Genomic DNA, 14,424 nt, shown 5'->3' on the forward strand with positions numbered 1-14,424 from the left:
AGTGTTCGCCAACATCGGTTGGTGGGAAATGCTCGTCCTCGTCATGGTCGGGCTGGTGGTGCTTGGCCCGGAGCGGCTCCCGGGTGCCATCCGCTGGGCGGCAAGCGCTCTGCGGCAGGCGCGCGACTATCTCAGCGGTGTGACCAGCCAGCTACGTGAGGACATTGGACCCGAATTCGATGATCTGCGGGGACATCTCGGTGAGCTGCAGAAGCTACGGGGAATGACTCCGCGGGCTGCGTTGACCAAGCACCTACTGGATGGCGATGATTCCCTGTTCACCGGAGACTTCGACCGACCGACGCCGAAGAAACCGGATGCGGCGGGCTCGGCGGGGCCGGACGCTACTGAGCAGATCGGTGCGGGGCCCATCCCGTTTGACAGCGATGCCACCTAGATCGGTGACGGCCGGCGGTCGGGCCCGGCGAGCTAACACCCGAGCAACGGCGGCAGGCCGGCCACCGAGTCGATCACGTGGTGCGGCCGGGTCGCGCTGGCGCCGGCCAGCCAGCGATCCAGCGTTTGCTGGCGGAACTTGCCGGTGCGCACCAGCACACCCGTCATGCCCACCGCCTGGGCGGCCAGCACGTCGTTGTGCAGATCGTCGCCGATCATGACCATCTGCTGTGGATCGACACCGACGCGGTCGGCGGCCGCCAGGAATCCCTCGGCCGCAGGCTTGCCGATGGCGGTGGCGGTCTTGCCGCAGGCCTGTTCCATTCCGGTCAGGTACATCCCGGTGTCGATGCGCAGCCCGTCGGTGGTGTTCCAGGTCATATTGCGGTGCATCGCCACCACCGGAACGCCGTCGAGCATCCACCCATAGACCCGGCTGAGCGTGCGGTGATCGAACTGGGGGCCGGCACTGCCGAGCACGACGACGTCGGGGGCTTCGGGGCAATCCTCGGGACCGATCTCGGTCGACAAGACGACGTCGATGCCGGGCAAGTCCTCGGTGATGTCGCCGTTGTTCACCAGGAAGCACCGCGCGCCGGGATAGGCGCCGTGCAGGTACTCGGCCGTCAGCACCCCGGCCGTGATCACGTCGTCGGCGGCGACGGGGATCCCCGCGGCACCCAGCGCCTCGGCGATCTGCCGGCGGGTGCGCGTCGTGGTGTTGGTCAGATACGCGCAGGCGATTCCCCGATGGGTCAGTTGCCGCACGGTCTCGGCGGCCCCGGGAATCGCGCGCCACGACAGCACCAGCACGCCGTCGATGTCGAACAGCACCGCCGCGGCCATCAGATGCGCCACGTCCACACGATATCCGTCAGTTAGACCGTCGACATCGACACCAGCGCGGAAAAACCCCAGTGAGCATCGCGCTGACGTCGATCTCGACGGTGAGGTTCATCCTGGCTCAGGATCCCTCAAGATCCGTGGCGCAACCACACACTGTCGGCCACCCAGGGCGACGCGGCGCCGGCCACCGACCACGCCAGCTCCGCGGGCACATCGAGCACCTGATAACCCTTGCGGCCCGCCACGGTGGCCGCCACGAGCGTCGCCACCCCCGCCCTCCGCTGGAACAGTGTCTGGCGCACCGTCCAGCCGATGATGCCGGTGCAGGCGATGCAATCGCGGCGACGCTGTAGGCTGCCGGCGCGCGCAACCAACCAGCCGTCGGCGACGCGGTGCCCGAGTGATCGGACCCGATCGACGGCCAGCCCAGCGCAACCCGCGGTCAACACCGCCCACAGTGTCCACGCCCACCCCGGCACGCCGAGAATCGGCGCCGCTGCGATCAGCGCAACTCCGGCCAGCGTCGGGACCAACAGCGCCCGGGTCCACCTGCGCCGGGCGGCGGCCGGGCCGTGCCGGCGCAGCGGCCCCGCTGCCGCGTCGGTGTTGTCGATCAGGTCGGTCAGCACGGCCGTCGCGGTCTCGAACGGACATGGTGGCAGCAGCATCGACGACTGGCCCTCGCCATGCACGCCGGTCATCACTGCGTCCAGCCGAGCACCGCGCAATAACCGCACCAGCAGTGGTTCACGCAAGGTGGCGCCACGCAGCCGGCGCATGTCGTAGGTGTGCTCGCGCACCCGCAGCAGCCCGTGCCGCAGGTGTAGCACCCCTTCTTGACCGCTGCCGCCGCGGCGCAGCAGCAGATTGCCGTAGGTCAACCAGGAGAACAGCACCGCCAACAGTGCCGATACACCCACCACCAGCAGCACAGTGACCGCCACCACCAGTACCACCCCGGCGCGTTGCGCGGCGTCCACCGCGGACCTGGCGAAACCGGATTCCGGGAGTCGCACGGCCAGTCCCGTTTGGTAGCCAAGCCCGATCACCGCCCCGATCATCACCAGGCCCGAAAAGCTCAGCGGCGCATACCGCAACCACGACGACTGCCACCGGGCCAGCACCCGACCGGTCGGCTCGACGGGTGCCAGCGACTCGGCCAGCAGCAGCGCGCGCAGCCTGGGCACCCGTGCCGAGTCGACCGCGTCCAGTTCGAAGGCGGCCTCACCGCGGGCCTCCTGGCCGGTGCCCACCCGCAGCACCGTCAACCCCAACAGCCGGTGCAACAGCCGCGCCTCGGTCTGCACCGAGCGAATCCGGTTGCGCGGCACGGAGACCGCGCGCCGGCTGAGTATGCCGGTACGCAGCGACACGTTTTCGTCGTCGATGCGGTAGGTGGTGAAAAACCAACGCAGCACGCCGAATACGACCGTCACGCCGAGCGCCGCCAGCGGCCAGACCGGGTTGCCGGTTGCCGACCCCAGCACCACGGACCCGATGAGTACCGGGAGCTGGCGCAGCATCTCGTGCACCGGATGCACCAGCAGCATCCGCGGGCTGAGGCGGTGCCAATCGTGTGGCCGGTCGGTCATGTCGCGTCCTCGCCGCGCAGCGCGGCGATGTCGGTCAGCTGCGCCACCACCCGATCGGCGACGTCGGTGTCCAACGCCTCGATGTGCACCGCGCCCGCCGAGGACGCCGTGGTTACGGTGACGTTGGCCAGCCCGAACAGCCGGTCCATCGGGCCGCGGTAGGTGTCGACGGTCTGCACCCGGGAAATCGGTGTGATGCGGCGCTCCTGCACGAGCCAACCGGTGCGGGTGAATACGGCCTGCGGGCTGATCTCCCAACGGTGTACCCGGTAACGCCAGAGCGGGACCACCCCGATGTGCACCACCATCGCCACCGCGGTGAGAGCGGCCGCGGCCAGGTGCGGCCAGGGCGGCTGGGGATGCACCGCCCACCACACCAGCTGCGCGATCACCGGGAGTATCCAGCCCAGCGACGCGGACAGCGCCCACATCACCGGCGCCTGGCTGCTCGGTCGATGGGCCGGCTCGGCGAGCGCGAGGTGATTTCTCTGCGGTCCGGTTGCGCTTGGCACATTTCGAGCATGGTCCAACGGAAACCGAACACAGTGATCGGGGGTCGTGGTTATCGTTTGAGCTAGCGCTCAACAAGATGCGTGCCAACTCACCCTGCCCCGGGGAGGCGCGATGAGTCGACAGTGGCACTGGCTGGCAGCGACGCTGCTCCTGATCACCACCGCCGCGTGCAGTCGTCCGGGCACCGAGGAACCGGATTGCCCGACGAAAATAACCTTGCCGCCCGGTGCTACGCCCACCACGACCCTCGACCCGAGATGCATAGTGCGCGCGACCACCACCGGCACAGCCGACGGCGATGCGGCGTCGCGCTGGACCGGAACCGTGCGGATCGCCGGGTTCTATGCCTCGATCTGCAACGCGGTATGGGACGGGAACGTCAGCCTTGCGGGAAAGGACGAGCTGACCGGCAAGGCTACGCTTATCCTCGTCGAAACCAGTTGCCCGGGCAAGGTTGTCGCCGGCGAACTCGTGCTGAAGGGGAACGTCGGTTCGGACAGCCTCGCGATCACCTGGGCGCACCCCGAACTCCCGCAGCGGGCGTTCGACCTCGGCGCCGGACAGGGCACGATCCGCCGATCGGGCGACCGTGCCGAGGGAACGTTCAACTCGGATATGGGTGGGGGCACCGAGTTCTTCTTGACGTGGTCGCTGACGATGCGTAACTGACGATCACAACGTGCCCACCAAAAACAGAGTAGACAACAGTCGACAATTCCCTTGTACTCCGGCGCTATGAAGTCGATCTCCGTCGGTGAGCTGCGCCAGAATCCCGCTCCCATGATCGCCGACCTCGAACGGGGTGAGCCATACGCGCTGACCCGCCACAACCACCGGATCGGAACGATCATTCCTGCCGTCTCGTCGGCAACACTCATTCCCCGGAAAGCCTAGTACGCCGAGCAGACGCAACGGCACCCAATTTCGACCAGAATCGGGTTCTTTTGCGTCTGCTCACGCGGTCAACGCTAGCGTCGTGTCGGGTCCAACCCCAGCGACATGCCCGCCAATCCGCGTCGTCGAGTCGACAAGCCGTCGGCGATGCTATGCAGTTCCTTGCCGATCGCCGAGTCCGGCGAGCTCAACACGAGCGGTACGCCCGAATCGCCGGCGGCCACCAGTGCGGGGTCCAGCGGGATCTGACCCAGCAGCGGCACGTCGGCGCCGACCGCACGCGACAACCGCTCGGCGACCAGCCGGCCACCGCCCTCGCCGAACACCTGCATCGTGGTGCCGTCCGGCAGCGTGAGCCCCGACATGTTCTCCACGACGCCGACGATGCGTTGGCGGGTTTGCAGCGCGATGCTGCCGGCCCGTTCGGCCACCTCCGCGGCGGCCAGCTGCGGGGTGGTGACCACCAGGAGTTCGGCGTTGGGGATCAGTTGAGCCACCGAGATGGCGACGTCGCCGGTTCCGGGCGGCAAGTCCAGCAGCAGCACGTCCAGATCCCCCCAGTACACGTCGGCCAGAAACTGCTGCAACGCCCGGTGCAGCATCGGCCCGCGCCACACCACCGGGGTGTTGCCCTGGGTGAACTGGGCTATCGAGATGACCTTCACCTGGTGGGCGATCGGCGGCAGGATCATCGACTCAACCTGGGTAGGCCGGTCGGTGGTGCCCATCATCCGGGGGATAGAGTGGCCGTGGATATCAGCGTCCAGCACCCCGATCGACAGGCCGCGGACGGCCATCGCGGCGGCCAGGTTGACCGTGACGGTGGACTTTCCGACTCCGCCCTTACCGGAAGCCACGGCATACACCCGGGTCAAGGAATCGGGTTGCGCGAACGGGATGACGGGTTCGCGGGTATCGCCACGCAACTGCTTACGCAGCTCGGTGCGCTGCTCGTCGCTCATCACGTCCAAGCTGACCCGCACCGCCGAAGTGCCTGGCACGTCGGCGACCGCCCGGGTGACACGCTCGGTGATTTCGGACTTCTTCGGGCAGCCGGCGATGGTCAGGTAGATCTCGACGTGCACGCTCCCATCCGGGCCGGTGTCGATGCTTTTGACCATCCCCAGTTCGGTGATGGGGCGCCGCAATTCGGGGTCGATTACCTTGCCCAGCGCGGTGCGTATCGCCGCGTTCAGGTCGCCATCACGAGTTCCGGACATCACCGCCGAGTGTAGGCGGCTTGGCATACGGCCGAGTGGTCAGCCGGCAGGAGCCGGCGCCGGCGGCGCCAGGCCCGCGTCGCCAGGCGGGCCGGCCAATGGATCCGGAGGTGGGGGAGCGGCAGGTAGGAATGGAGGTGGGGGAGCGGTAGGCGGGAACGGCGGCGCGCCCACTGGCGGGCCATGTGAGCCAATGCAGATCAGCGTGCAGCCGGGCATCGGCGCCGATGGGTCAGGTGCCATCCACGGGAACATCGGCGGTGGATTGAGCGCCGCCTGGCGCGGGGTCAAGTCGATCAGCGGCAGGTGCGCCATGGGGCCATCGGCGGTCAGGCCGTTGACATTGATCGGCAAGCCGGGCCCGAGACCCTCCGGATTCTCGAGGTGCGCGTCGCCGAGTGGTGGTGGCGGACCGGTGATCGGGGGCAAGTCAACCGGGAACACACCGGTGGCGTAGCCGGCGGCCCAGCCCAGTACGTTCTGGGCGTAAGGCATCGAGTTGTTGTAGCGCAGGAGCGCGGCCATGACCTGCGCCGGGTCGCGCAGGTTGAGCCCACCGCTACACAGGTAGCGGGCTGCGGCCAACGTGGAGTCGAACAGGTTCTGCGGGTCAGCCACACCGTCGTCATCGCCGTCGGTGGCGTACCGAGCCCAAGTGCCGGGCAAGAACTGCATTGGCCCCATCGCGCGGGCGTACGTGACGCGATTGCCGACGCTGCTTTGGATGATGATCTCGTTGCCTGGCAGGGTGCCGTCCAGCGTTGGGCCGTAGATCGGCTGGATCGCGGTGCCGCGCGCGTCGGTGGCGCCGCCGTTTGCGTGCATCGACTCGATGCGCCCAATCCCGGCCAGCAAGTTCCAACTGACGCCACAGCCAGGGGCGGCAGCGGCCATCTTCAGCTCGGCGTTGCGGTAGGCGGACAGTGCCATGGCCGGAATGCCAAGCGCACCAGGCGAATTCACGATCATCGGTGGTGGTGGAGCCGATATGGTAGCTACCGCCACGCGGAAGCTGGTCGGCGGGCGCTTCATGGCGATGACGACCGGACCGGACAGGTCTATGCCGGACGCGGCGACCGCGGCCACCGGGGTGATAACGGCGTGCACCGGCGCGGTTCTCCCGGGGAATACCGGAGCCGCGCTGCCGACCGCACTGGCGAATACCAACGGGGCAATCGCTGCCACGCCGAATGCCGGCGCCCGCGTTAGGCGACAAGCTCCCCGCCGCACTGCAGCGACGGCCGGGCGTGCACCCCAGCGTCCCCCAATGTGCACTCGACCGTCCTCAGTGTGTGAGCCGTCGGAAACCTATGTCTTCTTAGCTTCTTTCTTCGTTTCGTGAACTAGATCACCATACATAACTCTTGTCACGGGAGTGGCGCAATGGCCGACTCGGTAATCACCCCGATTTCTTGGCGTGCTGCTCCGCCTCGTCGGCCACCCGCGGCTGCGCCACATCCGGATCCGTCGGCTGCAGCTCCGCCAACAGAGCGCGCAGGCTGTCCAGTTCGTGGCGCAGGTAGTCGCGCGTGGGGACCTCGCCGATGGCCAGCCGCAGCGCTGCCAGCTCGCGGGCGTTGTACTCGGTGTCGGCCTTGGTCTGTGCGGCCCGCCGACGATCCTCTTCGAACACCGCGCGGTCACGCTTTTCCTGACGGTTCTGGGCGAGCAGAATCAGCGGTGCGGCGTACGAGGCCTGCGTGGAGAAGGCCAGATTGAGCAGGATGAAGGGGTACGGATCCCAGCGCAAGCCGACCGCAAACAGGTTCAGCACGATCCATGTCAGTACGAGCAGCGTCTGCACCAGCAGGTAACGGCCGGTTCCGAAAAACCGTGCGATGGATTCGGTTGTCCTGCCGACGGCCTCGGGATCCAGCCGCGGGGCGAGCGTGCGCGATGTGCGTGGGGTGTACAGACGGCGCGGCGCGAAGGGTTTGCTCACCGTGGTCCTCCGGGTCTGTCCGGTGCTCCGGAGGGGTCGAGCTCCGGCATATCTACACGCCAGTCATGCGGCAATAGATGGTCGAGCAGGTCGTCCACGGTCACCGCTCCCAGCAGGTGGTTCTCGTCGTCAACCACCGGTCCGCACACCAGGTTGTAGGCGGCGAAGTAGCGAGTCACCGCGGCCAGCGGGGTCTCCGGAGTGAGCGTGAGCAGGTCAGTGTCCACAACTCCGCCGACCAGCTCGGCCGGCGGGTCACGAAGCAGCCGCTGCAAATGCACACAACCCAGGTAGTGCCCAGTGGGCGTGGCCGTGGGCGGGCGCGCGACGAACACCATTGACGCCAGGGCGGGGGTGAGATCGGGATCGCGGACCCGCGCCAACGCCTCCGCAATCGAGGTGTCCGGGGTCAACACCACCGGATCGGAAGTCATCAATCCGCCCGCCGTGTCGGGGGAGTGCGTCAGCAGCCTTCGCACCTGCCCGGAGTCGCCGGGATCCATTCGTGTCAGCAGCAACTCGGCTTCGGTCGGATTCAGGACCGCGAGCAGATCGGCGGCGTCGTCGGGATCCATCTCCTCCAGCACGTCGGCCGCGCGTTCGGTGCCCAGTTGCGACAACACCTCGGCCTGATCCAGTTCGGGCAGCTCCTGCAGGACGTCGGCCAAGCGCTTGTCGTGGAGCGCCTTGAACACCTCGTGGCGGCGCTTCGGCGGCAGCCCGCGGATGGCGTCGGCCACGTCGACCGCTTTCCATCCCTCGAACTGGTCGAGCAGCTGTGCCACGTCTTGACCCGGCATCGCCAAGGCCGACGGCGTCAACCCCGCCACGTTGTGCCAGTCCACGACGTGCACTGGGCAGCGCCGTCGGAGCCGACGTTGGGTGCGGACGGCGACCCTAGTCACCATCCAGTCGCGACTTCGGGTTTGCTCGACACCCAGGTCGGTGACCACGACGTCGACGCCGGCCAGCTCGGGTAGTGCGGGATCGTTGACCTTCACCAGGGTGTCGAGCACTTGACCCAGCGCCAGAGCCTCGCCTGGCCGCTGCTCGAAGCGGTGCAGTGACACGTTGCCGGTGCTCAGTGTCACCGCGTGCGGCTCGATCGCGGCGACCCGCAGAATCGGTATGAATATCTTGCGGCGGGTCGCCAAATCGACCACCAGCCCGAGCACTCGCGGTTGTTGGCGGACAATGCTGATGCTGATCACGACATCGCGAACGCGCCCGAAGGATTCGCCGAGCGGTCCCAGCACCGACATCCGCGAGAGCCGCGCCAGGTACACCCTGTTGACCGATCCCATGATTGAGAGCCTAGGCAGCTGCCTTCCGGATCAACCGAGGGTGGGCCAATGTCGCCTAATGCTAAGGGATAGCGAAGATCCCCGCGATCATGTAGACCAGCAGGGTCGCGATGCCAATCACAATGCCGGCCACCGCCAGGCCGTAGCCTTCTTCGCGTGTCTGCTTGATCTGGTTGATGGCGATCGCGCCGAACACGATGCCCACGATCGAGCCGATGCAGCAAAGCACACCGACGAGCGCCGAGATCAGTGAGACGAGCGCCATGGTGTTCATGCCGGGCTGCGATGGGCCGTAGCCGTCTAGGTAGCCCGGCTCCGGGTAGTAGCCGCCCGGAGATCCACCGTATGGCGGAGGCATGGGCGGGTATGGTATGTCGCCGTAGCCTGCTGAAGAAGTGCCGGGGGGTGGATATCCGGGCGGCGCATAGCCCCCGGGTGGCATCGGCGGTGGATAGCCGGTCGGATACCCGGGCTGGTAAGCAGGCGGGTAACCGGACGGCGGATACGCCGGGGGCGGGTGGTTGGCCATCGGCGAAGATGCCGGCGGCGCCCAAGGAGCGTCAGCAATGGGCTGTTCGGGGGGCCGCTCACCGACCGGAGGCGGTCCACCCGCGGCGTCGTGCGCACTCTCGCCAGAGGAGCCGCTGGGAGCCGTCATGGTGATCAACCTATCCCGGCAACGATGCTCGCCGTTCGGTGGGCCTCGGTCGCTCGCGGGTTGAGTGGATAGTGTGCCGGGAGTAGCTGGACCTGACTGGACATGAAACGATGGCGCTGAAAAAGGGGGGCGGAGGAGAATGAGAACCGATGACTAGCCCATTCCAGCCCAGACAGGTTCCCGGTTCAACACCCGCCGCCGCAGGTGCGGGTCGACGTGGTGTGCCCGCATTGCCCACCCCGCCGAAAGGTTGGCCAGTCGGGTCGTATCCCACCTATGCCGAGGCGCAACGTGCGGTCGACTATCTATCCGAACAGCAGTTCCCGGTCCAGCAGGTGACCATCGTTGGCGTGGACCTCATGCAGGTTGAACGGGTCACAGGCCGGCTGACCTGGCCCAAAGTGCTTGGTGGCGGCGTGCTGAGTGGCGCCTGGCTGGGCCTGTTCATCGGGTTGGTGCTCGGGTTCTTCAGTCCCAATCCATGGTCCGCGCTGGTTACCGGCCTGGTGGCCGGGGTGTTCTTCGGGCTGATCACCTCTGCAGTGCCGTACGCAATGGCTCGCGGCACAAGGGATTTCAGCTCGACCATGCAACTGGTTGCCGGTCGCTACGACGTACTTTGTGATCCGCAAAATGCGGAAAAGGCACGGGATCTGCTGGCGCGTCTGGCGATCTGAAGCCCGGACGAGAGGCAAATGTGGTCATGAGTCGCGGGCGGATACCGAGGCTGGGCGCTGCCGTACTGGTGGCGTTGACGACCGCGGCGGCGGCGTGCGGGGCCGATAGCCAGGGGCTGGTGGTCAGCTTCTACACACCGGCCACCGACGGCGCGACGTTCACCGCAATTGCCCAACGCTGCAACCAACAGTTCGGCGGCCGGTTCACCATTGCGCAGGTCAGCTTGCCCAGGTCCCCCAATGAGCAACGGTTACAGCTGGCCCGACGGTTGACCGGTAACGACCGCACCCTGGACGTCATGGCGCTGGATGTGGTGTGGACGGCGGAGTTCGCCGAAGCGGGGTGGGCGCTGCCGCTGTCGGACGACCCAGCGGGGCTGGCCGAGAACGACGCCGTCGCCGATACCCTGCCAGGCCCGCTTGCGACGGCCGGCTGGAACCACAAGCTGTACGCGGCACCCGTCACCACTAATACTCAATTGCTTTGGTACCGACCAGATTTGGTAAATAGCCCGCCAACGGATTGGAATGCCATGATCGCTGAGGCGGCCCGGCTGCACGCGGCGGGCGAGCCTAGCTGGATCGCGGTACAGGCCAATCAGGGCGAGGGCTTAGTGGTGTGGTTCAACACGCTGCTGGTGAGCGCTGGTGGATCGGTGCTCTCCGAGGACGGCCGGCACGTCACCTTGACCGATACTCCCGCACACCGAGCGGCTACGGTCAGCGCGCTACAGATCCTCAAATCGGTGGCTACCACGCCCGGCGCCGACCCCTCGATCACCCGCACCGAAGAGGGCAGCGCGCGGTTGGCCTTCGAACAGGGCAAGGCCGCGCTCGAGGTCAATTGGCCGTTCGTGTTTGCGTCCATGCTCGAGAACGCGGTGAAGGGTGGTGTGCCCTTCTTACCGCTTAACCGGATTCCGCAGTTGGCCGGCAGCATCAACGACATCGGGACGTTCACGCCCAGCGACGAGCAGTTCCGCATCGCGTATGACGCCAGCCAGCAGGTGTTCGGTTTCGCGCCCTATCCGGCTGTAGCGCCCGGCCAGCCAGCCAAGGTGACGATCGGCGGGTTGAACCTGGCGGTGGCCAAGACGACCCGCCATCGAGCGGAGGCATTCGAAGCGGTGCGTTGTCTGCGTGACCAGCACAATCAGAGGTACGTCTCGCTCGAGGGGGGTCTGCCCGCGGTGCGGGCGTCGCTGTACTCCGATCCGCAATTCCAGGCGAAGTATCCGATGCACGCCATTATTCGGCAGCAACTCACCGATGCCGCGGTGCGGCCGGCGACGCCGGTGTACCAGGCGTTGTCCATCCGGCTCGCGGCGGTGCTGAGCCCGATCACCGAGATCGACCCGGAGTCCACGGCCGACGAACTTGCCGCGCAGGCGCAGAAAGCCATCGACGGCATGGGCCTGCTCCCGTGACCTCCGTTGAACAGCGGACCGCCACCGCGGTCTTTTCCCGTACCGGGAGCCGCATGGCCGAACGGCGACTGGCGTTCATGCTGGTCGCACCCGCCGCGATGTTGATGGTGGCGGTGACGGCCTATCCCATCGGTTACGCGCTGTGGCTTAGCCTGCAGCGCAACAACCTGGCCACCCCGAACGACACCGCGTTCATCGGGCTGGGCAACTATCACACGATCCTGATCGACCGGTATTGGTGGACGGCGCTGGCGGTGACGCTGGCGATCACGGCGGTTTCGGTGACGATCGAATTCGTCTTGGGGTTAGCGCTCGCCCTGGTAATGCACCGCACGCTGATCGGCAAGGGGTTGGTGCGCACCGCGGTGCTCATTCCGTACGGCATCGTCACGGTGGTCGCCTCGTATAGCTGGTACTACGCCTGGACGCCGGGCACCGGGTATCTGGCCAACCTGCTGCCGTATGACAGTGCGCCACTGACGCAACAGATCCCGTCGTTGGGCATCGTGGTGATCGCCGAGGTCTGGAAGACGACGCCGTTTATGTCGCTGCTGCTTTTGGCCGGGTTGGCGCTGGTCCCCGAGGATCTGCTAAGAGCAGCGCAGGTTGACGGCGCCAGCGCCTGGCGGCGGTTGACGAAGGTCATCTTGCCGATGATCAAGCCGGCGATCGTGGTTGCTCTGCTCTTCAGGACCCTGGACGCTTTCCGGATTTTCGACAACATCTATGTGCTGACCGGCGGCAGCAACAACACCGGATCGGTGTCGATCTTGGGCTACGACAACCTGTTCAAGGGGTTCAACGTGGGCCTTGGTTCGGCGATCAGCGTGCTGATCTTTGGCTGCGTGGCCGTCATTGCGTTCATTTTCATCAAGTTGTTCGGCGCCGCGGCGCCCGGGGGTGAGCCAAGTGGGCGTTGAACGGGTGGGCGCGCGGCGCGCCACGTATTGGGCCGTCCTGGACACTTTGGTCGTGGGGTACGCGTTGCTCCCGGTGCTGTGGATTTTCAGCCTGTCACTCAAGCCGACGTCAACGGTCAAGGACGGCAAGCTGATTCCGTCGACGGTGACTTTCGACAACTATCGTGGCATCTTCCGGGGCGACTTGTTCAGCTCAGCGCTGATCAACTCCATCGGAATCGGCCTGATCACCACCGTGATCGCGGTGGTGCTCGGCGCGATGGCGGCCTACGCGGTTGCCCGGCTGGAATTTCCGGGCAAGCGGCTGCTAATCGGGGCTGCCTTGCTGATCACGATGTTCCCGTCGATCTCTTTGGTCACACCATTGTTCAACATCGAACGTGCCATCGGCCTGTTCGACACCTGGCCGGGGTTGATCTTGCCGTACATCACCTTCGCGTTGCCGCTCGCGATCTACACCCTGTCGGCGTTCTTCCGGGAGATCCCTTGGGATCTGGAAAAGGCGGCCAAGATGGACGGTGCAACGCCCGGTCAGGCTTTCCGGAAGGTGATCGTACCGCTGGCGGCGCCGGGCTTGGTGACCGCTGCAATCCTGGTGTTCATTTTCGCCTGGAACGATCTGCTGCTCGCGTTGTCGCTGACCGCTACCAAGGCGGCGATTACCGCGCCGGTGGCCATCGCCAACTTCACCGGCAGTTCGCAATTCGAGGAGCCGACCGGCTCGATCGCGGCCGGCGCGATCGTGATTACGATCCCGATCATCGTCTTTGTTTTAATCTTCCAACGACGGATTGTCGCCGGGTTGACCTCTGGCGCTGTGAAGGGATAGCGCGATGGCCGAGATTGTGTTGGACCACGTCAACAAGAGTTACCCCGACGGTCACACAGCGGTGCGCGACCTCAACCTCACCATCGCCGACGGCGAATTTCTGATCCTGGTAGGGCCTTCCGGTTGTGGCAAGACCACGACGCTGAATATGATTGCTGGGCTTGAAGATATCTCGTCGGGAGAACTGCGCATCGCCGGTGAGCGGGTAAACGAGAAGGCGCCAAAGGACCGTGACATCGCGATGGTGTTCCAGTCGTACGCGCTTTACCCGCATATGACGGTGCGCCAGAACATCGCGTTCCCGCTGACCCTGGCGAAGATGAGAAAGGCCGACATCGCGCAGAAGGTCTCCGAGACTGCAAAAATCCTTGACCTGACCAACCTTCTGGATCGCAAGCCCTCACAATTGTCGGGTGGTCAGCGACAGCGGGTCGCGATGGGCAGGGCAATCGTGCGCCATCCCAAAGCATTCCTGATGGACGAGCCGCTGTCGAACTTGGACGCGAAGTTGCGGGTCCAGATGCGCGGCGAGATTGCCCAGCTGCAGCGGAGGCTGGGTACCACCACCGTCTACGTCACCCACGACCAGACCGAGGCAATGACGCTGGGCGATCGCGTGGTAGTGATGTACGGGGGCATCGCACAGCAGATCGGCACCCCTGAGGAGCTTTACGAACGGCCCGCCAATCTGTTTGTCGCGGGCTTTATCGGCTCGCCGGCCATGAATTTCTTCCCTGCCAGGCTGACCGCGATCGGACTGACCCTGCCGTTCGGTGAGGTGACGCTGGCCCCCGAAGTCCAGGGGGTGATCGCAGCGCACCCGAAACCGGAAAACGTCATCGTAGGCGTGCGGCCGGAGCATATCCAGGACGCAGCATTGATCGACGCGTATCAACGCATCAGGGCGCTGACCTTCCAGGTGAAGGTCAACTTGGTCGAGTCTTTAGGCGCCGACAAATATCTGTATTTCACTACCGAGAGCCCGGCTGTGCACTCGGTTCAGTTGGACGAGTTGGCGGAGGTAGAGGGGGAGTCGGCGTTACACGAAAATCAGTTCGTGGCAAGGGTTCCCGCCGAGTCCAAGGTAGCCATCGGGCAGTCGGTCGAGTTGGCTTTCGATACCGCCAGACTTGCCGTCTTCGACGCCGACTCCGGTGCGAACCTGACCATTCCGCACCGCGCCTAATGGCGGCGAGCGGACACATA

General features: G+C 65.9%; 16 protein-coding genes. 8 read left to right on the forward strand and 8 right to left on the reverse strand.

Translation table 11 applies throughout. From position 1 onward, the window contains the following. Window position 1 precedes the first annotated feature (1 nt). On the forward strand, window positions 2-397 hold the full coding sequence (gene tatB, locus Rv1224) for a Sec-independent protein translocase protein TatB (RefSeq protein ID NP_215740.1): 396 nt from the start codon (window positions 2-4) through the stop codon (window positions 395-397). Window positions 398-429: 32 nt separating this feature from the next. Here the strand turns inward: tatB and Rv1225c are convergent, their stop codons facing one another. From Rv1225c to Rv1227c, 3 genes are all read right to left on the reverse strand, one after another. Continuing rightward, the gene (locus tag Rv1225c) at window positions 430-1,260 is read right to left on the reverse strand and encodes a hypothetical protein (protein NP_215741.1); all 831 of its coding nucleotides are present in this window, start codon (window positions 1,258-1,260) and stop codon (window positions 430-432) included. Window positions 1,261-1,370: 110 nt separating this feature from the next. After that, entirely contained in the window at window positions 1,371-2,834 is a 1,464-nt protein-coding gene (locus Rv1226c) for a transmembrane protein (protein ID NP_215742.1), read from the reverse strand. Continuing rightward, a complete protein-coding gene (locus Rv1227c; protein ID NP_215743.1) occupies window positions 2,831-3,364 on the reverse strand; it encodes a transmembrane protein in 534 nt (177 codons plus the stop codon). The genes Rv1226c and Rv1227c overlap by 4 nt, the downstream gene beginning before the upstream one ends. Before the next feature lie 94 nt (window positions 3,365-3,458). Between Rv1227c and lpqX the strand changes: the two genes are divergently transcribed. Both lpqX and Rv1228a read left to right on the forward strand, forming a co-directional pair. Then, window positions 3,459-4,016, forward strand: a complete 558-nt coding sequence (lpqX, locus tag Rv1228) for a lipoprotein LpqX (RefSeq protein NP_215744.1) — start codon at window positions 3,459-3,461, stop codon at window positions 4,014-4,016. Between the two features lie 51 nt (window positions 4,017-4,067). Next, a complete protein-coding gene (locus Rv1228a; RefSeq protein YP_009030032.1) occupies window positions 4,068-4,241 on the forward strand; it encodes a hypothetical protein in 174 nt (57 codons plus the stop codon). Window positions 4,242-4,315: 74 nt separating this feature from the next. Here Rv1228a and mrp read toward each other — a convergent pair whose 3' ends face one another. The 5 genes from mrp to Rv1233c all read right to left on the reverse strand — a co-directional run bounded on the left by mrp (window position 4,316) and on the right by Rv1233c (window position 9,365). Then, window positions 4,316-5,488 carry a multiple resistance/pH adaptation protein gene (mrp, locus tag Rv1229c; protein NP_215745.1) on the reverse strand — a complete coding sequence of 391 codons (1,173 nt, stop codon included), beginning with the start codon at window positions 5,486-5,488 and terminating at the stop codon, window positions 4,316-4,318. Window positions 5,489-5,500: 12 nt separating this feature from the next. Continuing rightward, a complete protein-coding gene (locus Rv1230c) occupies window positions 5,501-6,736 on the reverse strand; it encodes a membrane protein (RefSeq protein NP_215746.1) in 1,236 nt (411 codons plus the stop codon). Window positions 6,737-6,860: 124 nt separating this feature from the next. Then, window positions 6,861-7,403, reverse strand: coding sequence for a membrane protein (locus Rv1231c; RefSeq protein NP_215747.1), 543 nt, complete (start codon window positions 7,401-7,403; stop codon window positions 6,861-6,863). Continuing rightward, a complete protein-coding gene (locus Rv1232c) occupies window positions 7,400-8,707 on the reverse strand; it encodes a hypothetical protein (protein NP_215748.1) in 1,308 nt (435 codons plus the stop codon). Before Rv1232c ends, Rv1231c begins: the two co-directional genes overlap by 4 nt. A gap of 61 nt (window positions 8,708-8,768) precedes the next feature. Then, window positions 8,769-9,365, reverse strand: a complete 597-nt coding sequence (locus Rv1233c; protein ID NP_215749.1) for a hypothetical protein — start codon at window positions 9,363-9,365, stop codon at window positions 8,769-8,771. A gap of 149 nt (window positions 9,366-9,514) precedes the next feature. Between Rv1233c and Rv1234 the strand changes: the two genes are divergently transcribed. From Rv1234 to sugC, 5 genes are read left to right on the forward strand one after another with little or no spacing between them, the layout of a single operon-like run. Beyond that, window positions 9,515-10,042 carry a transmembrane protein gene (locus tag Rv1234; RefSeq protein NP_215750.1) on the forward strand — a complete coding sequence of 176 codons (528 nt, stop codon included), beginning with the start codon at window positions 9,515-9,517 and terminating at the stop codon, window positions 10,040-10,042. A 20-nt stretch (window positions 10,043-10,062) separates the two neighbouring features. Then, window positions 10,063-11,469 carry a trehalose ABC transporter substrate-binding lipoprotein LpqY gene (gene lpqY, locus Rv1235; RefSeq protein NP_215751.1) on the forward strand — a complete coding sequence of 469 codons (1,407 nt, stop codon included), beginning with the start codon at window positions 10,063-10,065 and terminating at the stop codon, window positions 11,467-11,469. Then, window positions 11,466-12,389 (forward strand): sugar ABC transporter permease SugA, encoded by a 924-nt coding sequence (gene sugA / locus Rv1236; protein ID NP_215752.1) that lies wholly within the window; start codon window positions 11,466-11,468, stop codon window positions 12,387-12,389. Before lpqY ends, sugA begins: the two co-directional genes overlap by 4 nt. Window positions 12,390-12,393: 4 nt before the next feature. After that, window positions 12,394-13,218 (forward strand): sugar ABC transporter permease SugB, encoded by an 825-nt coding sequence (gene sugB / locus Rv1237; RefSeq protein NP_215753.1) that lies wholly within the window; start codon window positions 12,394-12,396, stop codon window positions 13,216-13,218. Between the two features lie 4 nt (window positions 13,219-13,222). After that, window positions 13,223-14,404: a sugar ABC transporter ATP-binding protein SugC gene (gene sugC / locus Rv1238; RefSeq protein ID NP_215754.1), complete on the forward strand. Its 1,182-nt coding sequence runs from the start codon at window positions 13,223-13,225 to the stop codon at window positions 14,402-14,404. Window positions 14,405-14,424 lie beyond the last annotated feature (20 nt).

The organism is Mycobacterium tuberculosis H37Rv, from assembly GCF_000195955.2.
Classification (GTDB): Bacteria; Actinomycetota; Actinomycetes; order Mycobacteriales; family Mycobacteriaceae; genus Mycobacterium; species Mycobacterium tuberculosis.